The following is a 16991-nucleotide window of genomic DNA, read 5'->3' on the forward strand; positions in this document are numbered from 1 at the left end:
TGCGCTCACCGCCGCCGACGGCCGGCCGCCAGCTCTCTGGTCGTGAGGTCCGGGGCCGCCAGATCCCCGGCCGCCAGGTCGCCTTCGATCAGCGCCACGGCCTCGCCAATCCTGTCGAGGCCGGTCGGAACTTCCAGCCGGAAGACGCCGATATGGTTAGCGATTGCTGAACATTGGCGAAGATGCAGCGCCGCGAAATCGCCAGGGAGCGCCGCGCGGCCGAACCGCGTCACATAGGAGAACTTGATGATCGCCGGCAGGGCGGCAATGCCGGGCAAGGGCGTGATCGCGGCCTTCGCACCGCGCTCGAGGACATAGATCCTGGTCGCCGGCACCATGCCGCCGGAGAAGGCGCCATGCAGGCGGTGCTGCATCTTCTCGATCGCCGGATGCACTTGCGGCCGCACCTCCGCCTGGCCAAGCGAGATCGCGGCCGCGGCGTCCGCGGCAAGCTTGATCTGGGGAAAGCCCGGAACGATCATCGGCGCGTCCGGCCTGGCGAGATCGAGCGCCACGACATCGTCGGTAAGCAGATGATGACCGGCCCGGATCATGGCGCTTGCCGTGGTCGATTTGCCGGCACCCTTGTCGCCCATGAAGATGGCTCCCCTGCCGGCCACCGCGATGGCGCTGGCATGCAGGACGAGCAGGCTGCGCTGGTGCAGCAGCAGCGCCATCACCGGCCCAAGCAATGGAAAGGCAAGCAGGGCGTCATCCACGCCGGGTGCCGGCTCGATGTCGATGCGGCTGGCATCGCTGATCAGGAAGGCGCCGACGGCATGCCAAGCCAGATATTGCCGGTCCGGCCCGAAGCGGAAGATCGTCGCGGCCTCGGACGAAGGCTTCGGCATGTCGATCGTGCCGATGGCGATCAGTATATCCGCCGCAGCCGGCTCCGCCGGCTCCAGCTCGGGCAGCGCCACGTCGGACGCCACGGTCAGGCCGTAGGCCCGGTAGTAGCGACGCTCCCTCGTGGTCCGGCCATGGGGGGGATCGCCGACATATGTGGCGAGCGGCTGGTTGCGCGGCATCATGCGGGGCTCCCGCCGTGCTGGACCTGCCGCAGCCACAACGACAGCGAGGCCGAACGCCAGACATACTGGACATCCAGCGGCGCTGCCTGATCGGGCTGGCGCAGCAGCCGCGCATAGGCGGCGCTCACCTGCGGCAGGTTGACATAGGGCGCGATACGGCCGGCATCCGAAACCAGCAGCTGTTGCAGGAGGTCGCGGTGGTTGCGCACCATGCCGTTGACGAGATTGGCGGTGAAATCGATCTTGTCGCGCCGCCACTGCACCGCTGCCGGCAGGATGCCCTCCATCGCCCGCCGCAACACGTAGCGGCCAAAGCCGTGGCTGAGTTTCTCCTCGCCCGGCAGCGCCAGGCAGAATTCGACCAGCGGCTTGTCCCAGAACGGATAGCGCGGCTCGACGCCGAAATTGGCAGCGGCCTTGTCGAGCACTTCGAAAGAGTGCGGCACATAGCCGTTGGACAGGATCCAGCGATGGCTGAGCGCGTCGCTGGCCTGGACGCCGGGCGGCATGTAGCCGGCCCGATGGAAGCGGTCGATGAGTTCGGTCCGCCTGGCCAGGTCCGGATTGATCAGGTCGCGCCAGCTGCGGCCGCGCTGCATTTGCGTGGGCTTGCGTATCCTGTTGAGGGCACGGTTCGCCAGCTGTCTCGCCTTGGCGATGCGCCAGGCCGGTCCGTAAAGGGTCAGGAACTGGAAATAAAGGCCGAGCGTGCTGTCGCCATAGGTGTTGGAGGCGCTGCGAACCTCGCGCCAAAGGTCCAGCCACCTTCCGCCATTGGCAAGCTCGTGCAGATGGCCATGTCCCTGTGAGACGACCTCGTCGCCGCCATGGCCGTCGAGCAGCACCTTGACGCCTTTTGCGCCCGCCGTCCGGTAGATGCCGCGGGTCAGCGTCAGGCCCGGCGCCAGGAAGGTGCCCTCCTGTTCCTCCAGCACCCGTTCGAACTCGGCGAAGGGCGCATAATTGCCGACGGGGATCAATGTCGGATCGGTCTTCTGCTGATCGAGCACCGCATCGATGAAGACCCGTTCGTCCATCGACGAGCCCTTCTCGAAAACCAGCGAAAAGGTCGGCAGCCTGGGTTTCCGCTCGGCGGCGTTCTGCAGGCCGGCGACACAGGCGATCGAGGAGGAATCGAGGCCGCCGCTCAGCATCGCGCCGACCGACGGGCTTCCGCGCATGCGATTGCGCACCGATTGCGAAAACAGATGCGCGAATTCCTCCGCCGCATCCGACCGCGGCGGTCGTGCCGACGGCTCGATCTGCCAGTATCGGCGCAGCACCACTTGTTGCGCGGTGACCGTCAGGCTGTGACGCGCCGGCAGGCTGAAGATATCGCTGTAGGGGGTGGATTGCGGGTCGTCGGGAAGCCCGGCCAGGAATCCCGAAATCCGATGCTCGCTGATGCGCGCGCCGACCCCGTCAAGCCCAAGCATAGGCCCGATCTCGGAGGCAAAGGCAAAACGCCGGTCCGCCGCGTGGTAGTAGAATGGCTTGACCCCGAAATGGTCGCGCGCGCAGAACAGCAGCTGCCGCTCGGCGTCCCAGATGGCAAAGGCGAAATCGCCCTGCAGATGCACGGGGCAGGCTTCGCCCCAGCGCAGATAGGCCCGCATCAGCAATACGGCGTCCGCAACCGACCTGTCGCGTATGCCAAGCCTCGCCATCAGCTCGTCGCGATTGTCCAGCCGGCAATCGGCGGTGATGGCGAGCTTGCCGCCGGCCATCGTCAGCGGGCCGGGGCCGGCTTCATCCGTGGTGTTGAGCCAGGCGTGGCCAAGGGCGACGGCGCTGTCCAGCCACCATGAATTTCCGTCGGGACCGCGATGGCGCATGCGGGCCAGCATCCGCTGGATATCGGTCGCCGCGTCCGCCGGCGCGTGTCCCCGGACCGTTTCAGCGTGTCCTCGGACCGCTACCGCGTGTCCCCGGACCGCTACCGCGTGTCCCTGTCGCAGCAGGATTCCGACCACGCCGCTCATCGGCTGCCGTGGTCGACCAGATGCGCGAAACCATCGACGGAGCCGCCAAGCACGACATGGTTGTCGCTGACCAGCCAGGCATGCGCCTTCAACTGCTCGCCCGTGCCGCGTTCGATGCCGATGCGGATGTTGGAGGCATTGCCCTGGCGCGCGAGAATGTATTGGCCCGAAAGCGCCTGGGTAAGGCAGGTGGCGCGCGGCACGAACCGTGCGGTCGCGGCAACCCCCCAGGCGACGAGCCGCAGCTCGCCCATGCTGGCGCACTGGCGCGCGTCGAGCCGGGTCACCATGCCGCGAACACGGTTGTAGGAGAACAAGGTCAGCCCCAGCCGGACGGTCGCGACCACCAGCAGGCAGTGGCAGAGGAAAAGCGCTTCCGAGCCGCTCAGGGACAGGACCCTGGCCAATCCCCGGCCGGGCCGGCGTTTGGCAGGCCTCGGTCTTTGGTCCGTCGCAGGTCTCTGCCGCGAGATCATGGCCTTCTGCGGAACCTGCCTAGACAAGTGCCTCATTGTGCAGCCTCGCAAGTCCGTTTTCGGCGAAGCCCTTAAGCAAGGCGTCGACGTCAGCCTTGCAGCGCTCGGCGTCGACATTGTAGCGCGCAAGCACGGCGCTGCGGATATCGGCGATCGACTTCGGCTCCTGGATCTGCTCCCAGATGAACGCACCGACGCTGTTGAGGCTGTAATAGATATTGGATTTCAGGTTGAGAAGCGCCAGGCCATCGCCGAATTCACAGGCCACCGCATCCCCGGTGGCCCTTACGCAATCGTGCTCGGATGGGTTCCAGTTCATGCCAAAACCTCGTTAGCAACACACGGTCTACGCGTCGTCAGTTCAAAAAGCGGAAAGTCGGGGATTTTCATCCCCGGCTCCATTTGCGGTCTTCAATCCTGGAGGCCCAACGTCACTCCTCCAGAACCAAGCTAGTCTCAGGAGAACGTCAGATCGCCAATCGGGGTGTGCGCCGGAAACGACGCGTCGATTGCCGTGCTGCCGCCACCGCCCTGGGTAATGGTTTCGATCGAACCATGTACTGTCAGGCTTGGCGTTTCGTACTCATGCTTTTCAACATTCTGTTCCATTTTACTCTCCACTGAGGACTGGAAACGGCCTGTCGAGTGCCGTCAGCACTTTCATGCTGCGATGCAATAGCTGCATAGCAACATTTATGAGTCAAGCCTGATTTACTTCTGGTTAATCAATTACGGGTTGCGGACGTCACCATGCGTGTGCGGAATGCTCAAGATTCCACCTTTGTCGAGTTGAAGCTCGATGCAGTCTGCCTTCAGCGCTGGCGATTCTTTAAGCAATTGAATTTGCTTGCATAAAAAGTTCATGGCGATGACGCTTTTTTAGGCATGTCTAAAATGATGGATTCTTGTCAGCCAGCTGGTGTCGATGATCAACTGTAGCGCCACGATTGCGTCGGAATTTCAGCCGAATGTTGCGCCGCATCGAGGAAGCGCGGCAAACGCTCTGGTTGCAAAATTTCGCACTGCGAAAGGAAAGACTTTACGGCGTCCAGGTTTTTGAGGATGCTTTGTTTCGCACTTGCAGCATAAACGCCGTGCAAACCGCATTTTGGAGACCATGCGCTCAATGGCCTTGCCGGAAAGTTCCTATGAACGACTGCGCGCCGCCGACTGTGCCGACGAGATTGCCTATGTGCAGGCCTGCCTGCGGTTGTATTTCTCAGGCGCGGCGGCTCTGGCCGGCAATGTGTCGACGCCGAGCCTTTCCGCCGCCGCCGTCGCCGATATCGCCAGGCTGAACAAGGTCGCCACCTTCGTTTTGAAAGCGCTGTCGCGCGCCCCGGCCACCGAAAGGCCCGCCGTACTTTTCCAATGGCTCGACACCTATCGCCGGCGGACGGTGTCGATGAACGCCGCCTGTCTCATGGATTCGATGGCGATCCATCGGGCGCTGCGCGACAGGCAGATCGATTTCGTCTTTCTCAAAGGTCCCTTCCAGCAGCATCTGCTCTATGACGACCATTTCATGAAGCCTTCGGGCGATGTCGACATCCTGGTTTCCCCGTCCGGATTCACGAAAGCACGCAATGCGCTGCGCTCGATCGGCTATGAGGTCTCAGGCAAGTCACGCTCCCTCTGGTGGGTCCGCTTCCTTGGCGAGCAGCACATGATCCGTGGCAACGGGCCGTCCACGGTCGACCTTCATTACCGCCTCCAGCAGCCCGGCTCGCCCAGTCCGCGCGATGCCGACGGTTTCCTGCGGCGCAAGCGGCTGGTCGAGATCACCGGCACCGAAGTGCCGTTCACGTCGGCCGCCGACACGTTGATGCTGTCCTGCATCAGCGTCGCCAAGGCACTGTTCAACCGCGAACCCTGCGCCGGCTATGTCTGCGATATCAGGGCCAGCGCCAACCGTCTTGGCGAGGCCGATCAGCAGCGTGTGCTGGATGCAGCGGTGAGCCAGGGGCTGGACGACACGTTGCTGCTCGGCCTGCGCGCCGCCGATGTGCTGCTGGGCGCCACCGGCACGCTTCTGTCGGAGCGGGCCAAGCCGGTCTTGTCGCGCATCGGCAACGAGGACCTGCTCAACATGGTCATCGCGCCATGGCTGTCATCCTTGCGGTGGCCGCAGCGGCGAACGGTGTTGTGGGAATTGTGCGGCAGGGCTCCCGTCCGCTACCTGGCCGAAGCCGGCTGGGCAGCGTCGGCGGATATCAGTCGCCGCATCTTCGAGCGGCCGGCCAGCCCGTGATGGCGGTGGTGTTGCAATACGTACAGGGCGAGGGCAAATCGGAACCTGTGCAAGAGGCTAACCCATGTCGATGACGAAATCAGAGGTCTGCGTGATCATCGCGGCCAAAAACGCGGCACGCACGATCGCGGTCGCCATCGCGTCCGCATTGCGCGAGCCCGAGGTGGCGGAGGTCGTTGTCGTCGACGACGGCTCTACCGACAATACGGCCGAGGTCGCCCGCGCCGCCGACGACGGCAGCGGCCGGCTCAAGGTCATGCGCCTTGAGGTCAATCGTGGCCCCTCCTTCGCGCGCAATGCCGCGATCGCCGGTTCGAAAGCGCCGTTCATCAGCATTCTGGATGCCGACGACTTCTTCCTCGGGGGCCGGTTCCGCAATCTGTTTGCCGCCGCCGACTGGGATTTCGCGGCCGACAACATCATGCTCATCAGGGATGATGCGACTGATGACGCGACCAAGATCGTCGCTCCGGATTTTGCCGCCGATCCGGAATTCCTCGACTTCGCGCGCTTCGTCGAAGGCAACATCTCCAGGCGCCGCGTGCAAAGAGGCGAGCTGGGCTTCTTGAAGCCGGTGATCAGCCGCGCCTTCCTCGATCGGCACCGATTGCGCTACGACGAAAGCCTGCGGCTGGGCGAGGACTACGAACTCTACGCCCGCGCGGTCGCCCACGGCGCGCGGTTCAAGGTCATCCGTTCCTGCGGCTACGGCGCCATCGTACGCGCTGATTCGCTCAGCGGCCGCCACAAGACGCAGGATCTGAAGCGGCTGGCCGACGCCGATCTGGCGCTGTTGGCGATAGACAGCTTGCCGGAAGGCTCCAAGGCGGTGCTGCGGCGGCACGAGCGGCATGTGCGCGACAAATACCGGCTGCGCAATTTCCTTGACGTGAAGGCCGAGCGCGGGCTGGCTTCGGCCGCGGCCTACGCCTTTGCAAGTCAATCCAACCTGGTCCCCATCGTCCAGGGCGTGGCCTCCGACAAGCTGGAGGCGCTGTTTCGGCGCGTTGGCCTTGTGTCCAGGCAAAAGCGCGTGCCGCCGTTGCGTTTCCTGATGGCCGGGACCAGTGCGGGCAAGGAGCGGTAAGGGGCGCCCGCGTCACCCCTCAAACAGCATTCGCATTGTGCAAACCATTTCCACTGGATTTAAGAGTTTACGAATTGGGTGGTTGCCTCACGGCTCCGACGATGGCAGTCTATGTTGCGGTGCAGCAAATCGAATGACCAACCGAACTGGCCCCCGATCGGATTGGTCCGACGTCTCTCCCGTCAAAGGAGTTGGACGATGCGGTACGAGCTTTTCAGCCCTGCTTGCGGGGATCGGCCAGTGGTCGGCAGTAAGCCGGCGATGACAGGAATTTAAGCCCATGGCCTCAATATTTGGCTTCAGATCAAGGGATCCTGCCCGCGACCGACAGGCCGACATCGCCCGCCTCGACCGGCTGGCGAAACTGTTCGAGCAGATCTCCGCCGAGATCGCAGCCGAGAAAACGGGTCTGGAGAGCCGCTACCGCAAGACGGCGACCAACGCGGCCTTTCTCGTCGAAGCCATTGAAAACGGCTCCGCTTCCGAGAAGCGCTCATCCGAAGTCAGCGCGCTGACGCAATCGATCCTGAATTGCGAGCGCCGCATCGCGGCACTGTCGCGCCAGCACGGTTTGATGAAGGAACTGCGTCATTCGCTCGATATGGTCTTCGACGCGGGTGGGGAGTCCAATTCGGCCGCCACGGCGGATTTCGCCAGGCCCGCGGGCGCGAGCCGGGCGTGAGACTACTTCAAAGGCATGATGCAAGCTTCAAAGCTATGATGCAGGACAGGAGAGGGATTTCTGGGGGCTCGAAAAGGAGGCCAAGGTTGGCCCGTTTGGAAGCGGTTCAAACGTCGACTTTGGGTTGGGGACGCACAGCACAAAGGTGAGTTTGGTATGAATTTAGATCCGAAAACCACGTCCACGACAGCAATTGCCGCAACCTCCGTCGCGCATGAGATCCGGCAAGGCGACCTGCGGCGGTTGGGCTTGATCGGCGGATTGCTGCTGGCTGCTCTCGGCAGCCTCTTTGCGACTCCATCCCATGCGCAGGATATCCAGTCCGCTCCCTCTTTCGTCGATGATTTCAAGAGCTTCGACAAGTCTCGCTGGTATGTCTCCGACGGCTGGAGCAACGGCAGCCACCAGAATTGCACTTGGTCGAAGGGGCTGGTCGAGCTTTCAGACGGTGTGCTGTCGCTCGGCTTCGGAAAACAGAAGCTGAAGGATCGCGAATTCGCCTGCGGCGAGATCCAGACCAAGCAGCGCTTTGGTTATGGCACCTATGAGGCGCGGCTGAAGACCGACACCGGTTCCGGCCTCAACGCGGCCTTCTTCACCTATATCGGCCCGTCGGACAAGCAGCCCTGGGACGAGATCGACTTCGAGATCCTGACCAAGGACACCTCCAAGGTGCAGGTCAACGCCTATATCGACGGTAAGGGCAAGAACGAGAAGCTGGTCGAGGTGCCGGGCGGCACCGACAAGGCCTTCAACGACTACGCCTTCGTCTGGGAGAAGGACAGTTTGCGCTGGTACGTCAACGGCCAGCTGGTGAACACCATCACCGACCCGGCGAAGCTGCCCAGCCACGCGCAGAAGATCTTCTTCAGCCTTTGGGGCAGCGACACCATGAAGGGTTGGATGGGCGCCTTCGCTGATCCGGGCCGCAAGCTTTCGCTGCAGGTCGAACGCGTTGCCTTCACCGCGCTCGGCGAGCCATGCCAGTTTCCGGAATCGCTCGTATGCAGCGTAAAAGAGTTGGGAAAGACGAATTGAACCGGCCGGACCGAGAACGGGTCGCGGCCATGGATGGGAATGAAACCGAATGAACTTGACGGTGTTTGGAATTGGCTATGTCGGCCTCGTGCAGGCGGCGGTGCTTGCCGAGGTTGGCCACCAGGTGGTTTGCGTCGACATCGACGAAAGCAAGGTGGAGCGCCTCAACCAGGGCTTCGTCCCGATCTTCGAGCCAGGCCTCGAAAGCATCGTCAGGGAGAATCATGCCGCCGGCCGCATCAAATTCACCACCGATGCCGCCGCCGCCGTCCGGCACGGTGAAATCCAGATGATCGCGGTCGGCACGCCGCCCGGCGAGGACGGCTCGGCCGACCTCAAATACGTGCTGGCGGTCGCCGAGACCATCGGCCGCGAGATGGATAGCGCCAAGATCGTCGTCGGCAAGTCGACCGTGCCGGTCGGTACCTGCGAAAAGGTGAAAGCCAGGATCGCCGAGACGCTGAAGAAGAGAGGGCGTGAGGATCTTGCCTTCGACGTCGCCTCCAATCCCGAATTCCTCAAGGAAGGCTCGGCCGTCGCCGATTGCATGAAGCCCGACCGTATCATCGTCGGCACCTCGAGCGAGGAGACCGAGGTGGTGATGCGTGAGCTTTACGCGCCCTTCAACCGCAACCACGAAAAGATGATCGTGATGGACGTGCGCAGCGCCGAATTCACGAAATACGCCGCCAACTGCATGCTGGCCACCAAGATCAGCTTCATGAACGAGATGGCCAATCTGGCCGAGCAGCTCGGCGCCGACATCGAGGAGGTGCGCAAGGGCATCGGCAGCGATCCGCGCATCGGCTACCACTTCATCTATCCGGGTCTCGGCTATGGCGGCTCATGCTTTCCCAAGGACGTCCGCGCCCTGATCAAGACCGCCGAGGGCGTCAAGTTCGACGCCAAGCTGCTGCGCGCCGTCGAGGAACGCAACAATGACCAGAAATCCGTGCTGTTCGACAAGGTGAACCGCTATTTCAAGGGCAGTCTCAAGGGCAAGACCTTTGCGCTGTGGGGCCTGGCCTTCAAGCCCAACACCGACGACATGCGCGAGGCACCGGCGCGCGTCCTGATGGAAGCGCTGTGGAAGGCCGGCGCGACCGTACAGGCTTATGATCCGGAGGCGATGCAGGAATGCCAGGCCATTTACGGCCTGCGCGACGACCTGCTGCTGTGCGGCACCAAGGAAGCGGCCTTGCGCGGCGCCGATGCGCTGCTCATCGCCACCGAATGGAAGAGTTTTCGCGCCCCGTCCTTCGACGCGTTGAAGGACGCGCTGACGACGCCGGTCATCTTCGACGGCCGCAATCTCTATGACCCCAAGGTCGTGGCGCGCCACGGCATCGAATATCACTCGATCGGCAGAATGGCGGCATGAGAGCGACCGCGGGAAGCAAGCGGAATTTGGCATACGCGCCCGGCGCGGAAAGGAGTTGCGGCTGATGGTGCTGGACGTAAAGCCAGAGCAAATCACCAAGGATCATTTCGATCTCATCGCGATCGGTTCCGGTTTCGGTTCGACCTTCTTCCTGCACGAATTCGCCATGCGGCGTAAGGCGCGCATCCTGATCCTGGAATGGGGTCGGCACAACACGCATGAATGGCAGCTCGCCCAGAACGCCAACACCGACATCGACGACGAGTCGACCTACAAGACCAACTCCGACAAGCCGTGGAATTACACGATCGGACTGGGTGGCGGGACCAACTGCTGGTTCGCCCAGACGCCGAGGTTCCATCCCAATGACTTCAGGCTGAAAAGCACCTATGGCGTCGGCAATGACTGGCCGATCAGCTATGACGACGTCGAGCCATTCTACTGCGATGCCGAAGAGATCATGTCGATCTCCGGCGATCCCGACATGGCGGCGATGCTGCCGCGCTCGAAACCGTTTCCGCAGCCGCCGCATCGCATGTCGACGCCGGACAAGATGATGAAGGTGGCCCAGCCCGGCCAGCATTTCGTCATGCCGACCGCTCGCGCCCGGGTCCCGACCGCGCAGCGCACCTCGTGCTGTGCCAATCTGCGCTGCTGGCTGTGCCCGGTCGACGCGAAATTCACCGCCAACAATGGCCTGATGCATGTCTTCGAGCATCCCGACGTTTCGGTCTGCCTCGGTGCGGAAGTGCGCAGGCTCGATCAGGTCGGCGGCGCGGTCCGTTCGGTCACCTTCGTTCATGACGGCAAGGAGTATCAGGTCAGCGGCGACCTTTTCATTCTCGGCGCCAACGCCATCCAGAGCGCGGCGATCATGCTGCGCTCCGGCCTGGGAGACGAATTCGTCGGGCGCGGCCTGCATGAATCCTATGGCTGGAATTTCGAGGTCTATCTCGACGGCGTCGACAATTTCGACGGCAGCACCATCACCACCGGCCTGAATTTTGGCCTCTATGACGGTCCGCACCGGTCCGAGCATGCGGCGGCACTGGTCTATTTCGAAAACCGCTGGCAGCACGGGATGCGCGCCGAGCAGGGGCGGTTGCGCCAGACGCTGCCGCTGGTCGTGGTCACCGAAAACCTGCTCGATCACGAGAATTTCGTCACCCTCGACGAGGACGACAATGCCTTCGTCTCCTTCAAGGCACCGTCGGACTATGCGGTCAAGGGCATGGCCCGGGCGCTGGACAAATTGCCGGCGCTGCTTGCCCCGCTGCCGGTCGAGCGGCTCTTCGACCGCGGCATCCGGCCAACGGAATCGCATGTCCAGGGTACGCTGAGGATGGGTACCGGCCCCGCTGATTCGGTGATCGACAGCAACATGATCCATCACCGGTTGAGAAACCTGGTTGTCGTCGGAACCAGCACCTATCCGAGCTGCTCCTGCGCCAACCCAAGCCTGACCGCGGCGGCTTTGTCCCTGCGGGCGGCGAGCCGGATCGCGTGAGAGGAGCGGCCCGATGATCGAAGTCACACGGCGTTCGGCACTGGCCATCCTGGCGGGTGGCGTTGCCTCGACGGGCGTTGCCTACGCCGCGGTCTCCTCGTTTTCGGACGAGGATCTGGTTCGCGTCACGCTGGAAAAATATCTCGGCAGGCTGAATATGCGCATCGAGCACCTGCAGCAATTCGTGCTGGAGTTCCGCAACCGCAATCCCTGGATCTTTCCGAGCGAGAAATTGAGCGACGCAGTCACTCTGATCGAGGAGCTCAAATTGGGCGCCGTCCGCCGTCTGCTGCCCCATGAAAAGCGGGAAGATCTGGTACATTTCGACCGCTGGGTCATCGCCGAATTCCATATGCTGACGGACTACGCCTGGCGCAGTTCGCCTGACGATCCGATCCGGTTCACCGGATGGCACTCATGTACCAATCCGTTCGCGACGCTTGACCCGCCAAAGAGCGCGTGAGGCGCTTTCGACACGGCGAAAAGACAGGAGCCACGACCATGAAAGTTCTTTTTGCAGGCGGCAACGGCTACCCGCCGGAGTTCAGCGGCGGCGTTCAGTCGAGCACGCATCATCTGGCCGAACAGCTGATCGAGCACGGACATGAGGCCGCGGTGCTTGCCGCCCTCTTCGGCGACGGCGTCTTCGGCTTGAAGGCGCGTGCCAAGATGAAGCTGTTGCGCCAGCCTGCGGTCGTCGACAGTTTTCCCGGCTACCCGGTGATCCGGGCGTGGTTTCCCTGGGAAGCGGCGGGTTTTGCCGTCAAGAAACTGAGGCCGGACGTGGCGGTGGTTCAGTGCCACAAATCGGTGCCCCTCGGCAAAGCGCTGAAGGCCGAGGGCGTGCCGCTGGTCGTCTATCTCAGAAATGTCGAGTTCCACGAGTTGGGCGGCGATTTGCGCGAACTGGGTTCCGCACTCTACATCGCCAATTCGGAGTTCACCGCGCGCACCTACAAGCGGGAATTCGGCATCGAGGCGACAGTGATCCCGCCGACCATCAACCCGACGCAGTACAGCACGCCGACCACGGGCCAGTTCGTCACGCTGATCAACCCCTATGAGGAAAAGGGCTTCGAACTGGCGGTCCGCATCGCCGGCGCCTGCCCGGAAATCCCGTTCCTGTTCGTCGAAAGCTGGAAGCTGGACGACGACCACCGCGCGCGCATCGAGGAGACGATCGCGCCGCTCGGCAACGTCACGCTGGAGAGCCGCACCAACGACATGAAGACGGTCTATGGCCGCACGAGGATCCTGCTTGCGCCCTCGAAATGGGAGGAGGCCTGGGGCCGAGTCGCGTCCGAGGCCCATTGCAGCGGCATCCCGGTCGTCGGTTCGCGGCGCGGTGGCCTGCCCGAAGCCATCGGCCCCGGCGGCACGGTACTCGACTACGATGCTCCGCTCATCGACTGGGTCGCGGCTGTCAGGCAGCTGTGGAACGATAACAAGGAATATGAAGGGGTTTCAAACCTGGCGCGCGGCTTCGCGGCGCGTCCGGAGCTCGATCCGGACCGCCAGTTCGTCACCTTCTTCTCTATCCTGGACAGGGCGGTTCAGCAGCGGGCGCGCCAGGCGGCGTAGCCGGCGCTCAGAAAGCCAGCCGATCAGGCCGGGCGCTTGACCCGGCTTTTCAGCGTCTCGTAGCCGCGGGCGCCGAGCAGGGCGCGGGCCAGGGCCTTGGCGGCGCCCTTGCGGCCTTGCTGCGAGTTGATCTGCCGCAGCCTTGCCGGCAGATTGCGCGCGGCTTGGCCGAGCGCCGGCAGCGACAGCGCATCGGGGAAGCTCACCATATGGGTTTCGACGCACAGCACCGGCTTGCCCGACAGCTCCGTGATCTTCAGCGCCTGCGCATGCTCGCTTTCGATGAACAGGATAGCGTTGGATTTGCGGTAGAAATCAGCCTTGAAACTGCCATGCGCGCCGAGCCGCTGGCGCTCCGCCTTGCTCGGCAGGTCGAGCATGATCAGTTGGTCGTACACGATCCCATTCTTGGCCAGCCACGCCTCGGTCAGCGCACGGTATTTCTCCAGCCGGCTGGTGACCAGCCAGCCGATCCGGTGGGTCGGGGCATGAAGCGGGCGCGCTTCGCTGAGGAATTTCTCATAGGCCGGACCATCGTCGTTTTCCGCCTCGGTCGGATCGAGGCACAATACGCCGTCAATGTCGACGCAGCATTGCGCCAGGAATTTGTGATGCATGAAATTCCACTGGAACATGCGCGGATGCGGCACGACTTCGAAGACGACGTCGGTTTCCCGATGCTTCGGCTCCAGGCCGAATACCGCGGCATAGATGAAATCACCCTCTATGCCGGCAGCCTCGATACGGGCACGGGCATCGCGCATGGCGTTGCCGCCGGCGATGCTGTCGTCGATCACCAGCACCTTGCGCATGTCCGAGACCTTGCGGTCGAGCGCGGCGCGCGGCTTGGTGATGCCGGACGTATAGACCCGGCCGTCCAGGAAGGAATCCAGGTCGGTCATCGGAATGTTCGCCGCAAGGCTGACCAGCGTCGCCGCCAGCACGCCGCTTCTGGGCACGCCGACCACCAGGTCGATGTCGCGCGGCAGCCGGTGAAGGTTGCCGACAATCGTGTCGTTCATGTCGGAGATCGATCGGTAGTGCATGCATCAGACCTGATGTTCGTGTGGATATTGGGTAGCCGGCGAAGGCGCCGAAATTATTGCGCCTCGCGCGGCGTTGCCGCCGGCTGTCGTGCCGGCAGCATCTTCAGGGCCTCGCGCAAGGCCTCGCGGCCGGATGCGAAGGCCAGCGCGACGACAATGGTGATGAGGTAGGCAAGCATGGCGCCGCTGGCCAGGGCGACGACATGCTGCTGCGGCAGCATCGGCTTGATCAGCCAGACCGCCGCCAGTGCCAGATGCGCGCCGAGCACGAATGGCGTTGCCGCGCGCAGCACATGGCTGGCCCGCAGCGGTCCGCTCTTGCCGACATAGAGCCACAGGAACGGCGTGCGCAGATATTCGCTGACCGCATAGGCTATCGCCACGCCGAGCGCGCCATAGGGCAGGCCGAGCGCGAAGGCGAGCACCGAGGTCACGGCGGTGATGATGCCCCAGCGCATGAAGTCGCCGGAGCGGCCCTGGCTGACGAAAAGCCAGCCCGCCGGGTTGTTGAGCGGCTGCAGCAGCCCGGCAAAGCCGAGCGCCAGGAAGATCGAGGCGCTTGCGCGCCACTGTTCGCCGAGCACGAAGGGGATCAGCACATCCGACATTGCGGTGGCGAAGGCGACGCCGGGCAGCGCCACCAAAAGGATCAGCGGCATGACGCGCAGATAGGCGCTGCGGTAGCGGTCCGGCTCGTCTTTCAGCCTGGACAGCGCCGGCACCATGACCTTCGACAGCGGATTGGTGATCTGGCTGAGCGGGAACAGAAGCAGCTTGTAGGCGCGGTCGTAGAGGCCGAGTTGCTGCTCGCCCCAGTATTTGCCGATCAGCACATTGTCGAGGTTGCGGGCGAAGAAATTGGCGAAGTTGAAGCCGGTGATGCCGGCGCCGAAATTGATCAACTCGCCGATGCCGGCGACCTTGCGCGGCAGGCCTGGCCGCCAGCGCGAGCTTGCCCAGTAGCACAGCGTCGGCAGCACCGCGCCGGTCAGCGTGCCGGCAAACAGCGCCCAGTAGGAGCGGTCGATGAAGGTCCAGGCGATCGACACCACCAGCCCGGCAACCGCGCTGGCGACGTCGATGACCGCCAGGCGCCCGAACTGCATGCGTCGTGTCAAAAGCGCCAAATGCTGGGCGCCGAGCCCATAGGCCATGATCTGCAGCCCGAACGCGGCGACCAGCCCGGCCACGCGCGGCTCACCGTAGAAGGCGGCGACCAGCGGTGCCGCACCCGCGAGCACGCAGGCCAGGATGGCACTGACCGCGACATTGATCCAGAAGAGGTAGTTCACCTCCTCATGGCGGATGCCCGATTTCTGGATCGTCGCCTGGGTCAGGCCGAAATCCTGGAACAGCGCGATGAAGGCCAGCACCGGCGCGCACATCGCCACGACGCCGAAATCCTGCGGCGACAAGAGCCGCGACAGCACGATGACGGATATGATCTGCGTCGCGACCCGCACCGATTGCGACATGGCGGTCACCACCGCGCCGCGCCCGACCGATTTACGCAGCGAGCCTTCCGGCGGATCGAATGGGTTGGCTTCCAAATTCAGGATTCCTGATTTTTTGCGCGGATTTCCGAACCCTGAAAATCCACGACCGCCGCCATCCCCAAACTACGGCAATAATTTTGCAGTGCAACAGAAAATGTCCATTGCCGCGCCAAAAATGTTGCGATGCAGCAAGAGCTGTACTAGCATCCTTGTGGGTGGGGTCAAACAGCGGTCGAGTTTTCATGCTGCATGTCTTGTACCTGGTGCACGATGTTTCCGATCCGGCGGTTCGCCGACGGATCACAATGCTCAGGACAGGCGGTGCCCGGGTCACTCTGGCGGGCTTTCGCCGCACCGCGACCCCGATCGCCGACATCGAAGGATTGCAGCCGGTCGACCTCGGCGCGACGCGCGACGGCCGATTCGCCCAGCGCCTGGCGGCGGTGGCGAAAGCGGCGGTTTCGATAGGCTCGAAGCTGAAGGGCGCGCCGCGGCCCGATCTCATCATCGCGCGCAATCTGGAAATGCTGGCGCTGGCGCGCCGCGCCAGGTCGGCCTTCGGCGCCTCGGTGCCGATAGTCTATGAATGCCTCGACATCCACCGCCTGGTGCTTCGCGACGACATCTTCGGCAAGGCGCTGCGCGCCACCGAGCGCCATCTGGCGCGCGACGTGAAGCTGCTGGTGACCAGTTCGCCCGCCTTCATCGCCAATTATTTCAAGCCCTTCCGCCAGGTCGCCGCACCCGTCGAGCTGATCGAGAACAAATATTTCGAGGCAGCGGCGATCCTGCCCGGCGAGCGTGAAACGGTCGAAGCGCCCGCCGCCCCGCCATGGCGGATCGGCTGGTTCGGAGCGCTGCGCTGCCGCCGCTCGCTCAAGCTTCTGGCTGATTTCACCCGCCGCATGGATGGACGTTTCGAAATCGTGCTGCGCGGCCGTCCGGCGCTTTCCGAATTCCCCGATTTCCACGCCTTCGTCGATGCCGAACCTTATCTGTCGTTTCGTGGACCCTACCGCAATCCGGAGGACATGGCGGCGATCTACCAGGACGTGCATTTCTCCTGGGCGATCGATTTCTTCGAGGAGGGACAGAATTCGGAATGGCTGCTGCCCAACCGCCTCTATGAAGGCTGCCGCTTCGGGGCGGTGCCGATCTCGATGGGCCATACGGAAACCGGACGGTTCCTCAGCCAGCAGGACATCGGCATCCTGCTGCCCCAGGCGACGCCCGAGGCGCTCGAAACCGCACTCGGCACGATGGAGGAGCAGCGCTTCGGCAGACTGAAGGCGCGCGTGCTTGCCCGCAATCCGAGGACGTGGAGCTACGATCGCAGCGACTGCAGCGCGCTGGTCGAAAAACTGCGCCGCCTGACCACCGTGCGCGAGTCCCTCGCGACTGAAGCCCTGGCATAGGATGGACTTCTCCCG

16 protein-coding genes are annotated in these 16991 nt (G+C 63.4%); 9 read left to right on the forward strand and 7 right to left on the reverse strand.

All coding sequences use genetic code 11. From position 1 onward, the window contains the following. Positions 1–5 precede the first annotated feature (5 nt). The 5 genes from FJV80_RS09545 to FJV80_RS09565 all read right to left on the reverse strand — a co-directional run bounded on the left by FJV80_RS09545 (position 6) and on the right by FJV80_RS09565 (position 4101). Positions 6–1034, reverse strand: coding sequence for a serine kinase (locus FJV80_RS09545; protein ID WP_142876217.1), 1029 nt, complete (start codon positions 1032–1034; stop codon positions 6–8). Next, positions 1031–3016, reverse strand: coding sequence for a lasso peptide isopeptide bond-forming cyclase (locus FJV80_RS09550; protein WP_246688937.1), 1986 nt, complete (start codon positions 3014–3016; stop codon positions 1031–1033). Before FJV80_RS09550 ends, FJV80_RS09545 begins: the two co-directional genes overlap by 4 nt. Then, a complete protein-coding gene (locus FJV80_RS09555) occupies positions 3013–3423 on the reverse strand; it encodes a lasso peptide biosynthesis B2 protein (RefSeq protein ID WP_246688938.1) in 411 nt (136 codons plus the stop codon). The genes FJV80_RS09550 and FJV80_RS09555 overlap by 4 nt, the downstream gene beginning before the upstream one ends. Before the next feature lie 88 nt (positions 3424–3511). Continuing rightward, positions 3512–3811: a PqqD family protein gene (locus FJV80_RS09560; protein WP_095792017.1), complete on the reverse strand. Its 300-nt coding sequence runs from the start codon at positions 3809–3811 to the stop codon at positions 3512–3514. 137 nt (positions 3812–3948) lie between these two features. Beyond that, positions 3949–4101, reverse strand: a complete 153-nt coding sequence (locus tag FJV80_RS09565; protein ID WP_010913078.1) for a lasso peptide — start codon at positions 4099–4101, stop codon at positions 3949–3951. Between the two features lie 517 nt (positions 4102–4618). Between FJV80_RS09565 and FJV80_RS09570 the strand changes: the two genes are divergently transcribed. From FJV80_RS09570 to FJV80_RS09605, 8 genes are all read left to right on the forward strand, one after another. Then, positions 4619–5743, forward strand: a complete 1125-nt coding sequence (locus FJV80_RS09570; RefSeq protein ID WP_095787155.1) for a nucleotidyltransferase family protein — start codon at positions 4619–4621, stop codon at positions 5741–5743. Positions 5744–5807: 64 nt separating this feature from the next. Further along, positions 5808–6830 carry a glycosyltransferase gene (locus FJV80_RS09575; RefSeq protein ID WP_142876219.1) on the forward strand — a complete coding sequence of 341 codons (1023 nt, stop codon included), beginning with the start codon at positions 5808–5810 and terminating at the stop codon, positions 6828–6830. A 280-nt stretch (positions 6831–7110) separates the two neighbouring features. Then, positions 7111–7512: a hypothetical protein gene (locus FJV80_RS09580; protein ID WP_142876220.1), complete on the forward strand. Its 402-nt coding sequence runs from the start codon at positions 7111–7113 to the stop codon at positions 7510–7512. A 156-nt stretch (positions 7513–7668) separates the two neighbouring features. Further along, positions 7669–8550, forward strand: coding sequence for a family 16 glycosylhydrolase (locus FJV80_RS09585; RefSeq protein ID WP_095771648.1), 882 nt, complete (start codon positions 7669–7671; stop codon positions 8548–8550). Positions 8551–8599: 49 nt separating this feature from the next. Further along, the gene (locus tag FJV80_RS09590; RefSeq protein ID WP_095771649.1) at positions 8600–9931 is read left to right on the forward strand and encodes a UDP-glucose/GDP-mannose dehydrogenase family protein; all 1332 of its coding nucleotides are present in this window, start codon (positions 8600–8602) and stop codon (positions 9929–9931) included. Between the two features lie 64 nt (positions 9932–9995). Then, positions 9996–11438 carry a GMC family oxidoreductase gene (locus tag FJV80_RS09595; protein WP_142876221.1) on the forward strand — a complete coding sequence of 481 codons (1443 nt, stop codon included), beginning with the start codon at positions 9996–9998 and terminating at the stop codon, positions 11436–11438. A 13-nt stretch (positions 11439–11451) separates the two neighbouring features. Continuing rightward, the gene (locus FJV80_RS09600; protein ID WP_142876222.1) at positions 11452–11901 is read left to right on the forward strand and encodes a hypothetical protein; all 450 of its coding nucleotides are present in this window, start codon (positions 11452–11454) and stop codon (positions 11899–11901) included. A gap of 38 nt (positions 11902–11939) precedes the next feature. Then, entirely contained in the window at positions 11940–13019 is a 1080-nt protein-coding gene (locus FJV80_RS09605; protein ID WP_095792013.1) for a glycosyltransferase, read from the forward strand. A 23-nt stretch (positions 13020–13042) separates the two neighbouring features. On the opposite strand, the gene FJV80_RS09610 is transcribed toward FJV80_RS09605, so the two are convergent. Both FJV80_RS09610 and FJV80_RS09615 read right to left on the reverse strand, forming a co-directional pair. Further along, complete coding sequence (locus FJV80_RS09610; protein WP_142876223.1) at positions 13043–14065, reverse strand: phosphoribosyltransferase family protein; 1023 nt, start codon at positions 14063–14065, stop codon at positions 13043–13045. Between the two features lie 53 nt (positions 14066–14118). After that, positions 14119–15615 carry a lipopolysaccharide biosynthesis protein gene (locus FJV80_RS09615; RefSeq protein ID WP_095771653.1) on the reverse strand — a complete coding sequence of 499 codons (1497 nt, stop codon included), beginning with the start codon at positions 15613–15615 and terminating at the stop codon, positions 14119–14121. Between the two features lie 188 nt (positions 15616–15803). Between FJV80_RS09615 and FJV80_RS09620 the strand changes: the two genes are divergently transcribed. Beyond that, positions 15804–16976, forward strand: coding sequence for a glycosyltransferase family 4 protein (locus tag FJV80_RS09620; RefSeq protein ID WP_142876224.1), 1173 nt, complete (start codon positions 15804–15806; stop codon positions 16974–16976). The last annotated feature ends 15 nt before the right edge of the window (positions 16977–16991 follow it).

The sequence above is a fragment of the Mesorhizobium sp. WSM4310 genome, assembly GCF_007003935.1.
Classification (GTDB): domain Bacteria; phylum Pseudomonadota; class Alphaproteobacteria; order Rhizobiales; family Rhizobiaceae; genus Mesorhizobium.

Bases quoted from the DNA above. Each gene is read 5' to 3' on its own strand.
- FJV80_RS09580 (WP_142876220.1), top strand. From the start codon at position 7,111: ATGGCCTCAATATTTGGCTTCAGATCAAGGGATCCTGCCCGCGACCGA.
- FJV80_RS09590 (WP_095771649.1), top strand. From the start codon at position 8,600: ATGAACTTGACGGTGTTTGGAATTGGCTATGTCGGCCTCGTGCAGGCG.
- FJV80_RS09620 (WP_142876224.1), top strand. From the start codon at position 15,804: ATGCTGCATGTCTTGTACCTGGTGCACGATGTTTCCGATCCGGCGGTT.
- FJV80_RS09550 (WP_246688937.1), bottom strand. From the start codon at position 3,016: ATGAGCGGCGTGGTCGGAATCCTGCTGCGACAGGGACACGCGGTAGCG.
- FJV80_RS09600 (WP_142876222.1), top strand. From the start codon at position 11,452: ATGATCGAAGTCACACGGCGTTCGGCACTGGCCATCCTGGCGGGTGGC.
- FJV80_RS09605 (WP_095792013.1), top strand. From the start codon at position 11,940: ATGAAAGTTCTTTTTGCAGGCGGCAACGGCTACCCGCCGGAGTTCAGC.
- FJV80_RS09575 (WP_142876219.1), top strand. From the start codon at position 5,808: ATGTCGATGACGAAATCAGAGGTCTGCGTGATCATCGCGGCCAAAAAC.
- FJV80_RS09595 (WP_142876221.1), top strand. From the start codon at position 9,996: ATGGTGCTGGACGTAAAGCCAGAGCAAATCACCAAGGATCATTTCGAT.
- FJV80_RS09560 (WP_095792017.1), bottom strand. From the start codon at position 3,811: ATGAACTGGAACCCATCCGAGCACGATTGCGTAAGGGCCACCGGGGAT.
- FJV80_RS09585 (WP_095771648.1), top strand. From the start codon at position 7,669: ATGAATTTAGATCCGAAAACCACGTCCACGACAGCAATTGCCGCAACC.
- FJV80_RS09565 (WP_010913078.1), bottom strand. From the start codon at position 4,101: ATGGAACAGAATGTTGAAAAGCATGAGTACGAAACGCCAAGCCTGACA.
- FJV80_RS09545 (WP_142876217.1), bottom strand. From the start codon at position 1,034: ATGATGCCGCGCAACCAGCCGCTCGCCACATATGTCGGCGATCCCCCC.
- FJV80_RS09610 (WP_142876223.1), bottom strand. From the start codon at position 14,065: ATGCACTACCGATCGATCTCCGACATGAACGACACGATTGTCGGCAAC.
- FJV80_RS09570 (WP_095787155.1), top strand. From the start codon at position 4,619: ATGGCCTTGCCGGAAAGTTCCTATGAACGACTGCGCGCCGCCGACTGT.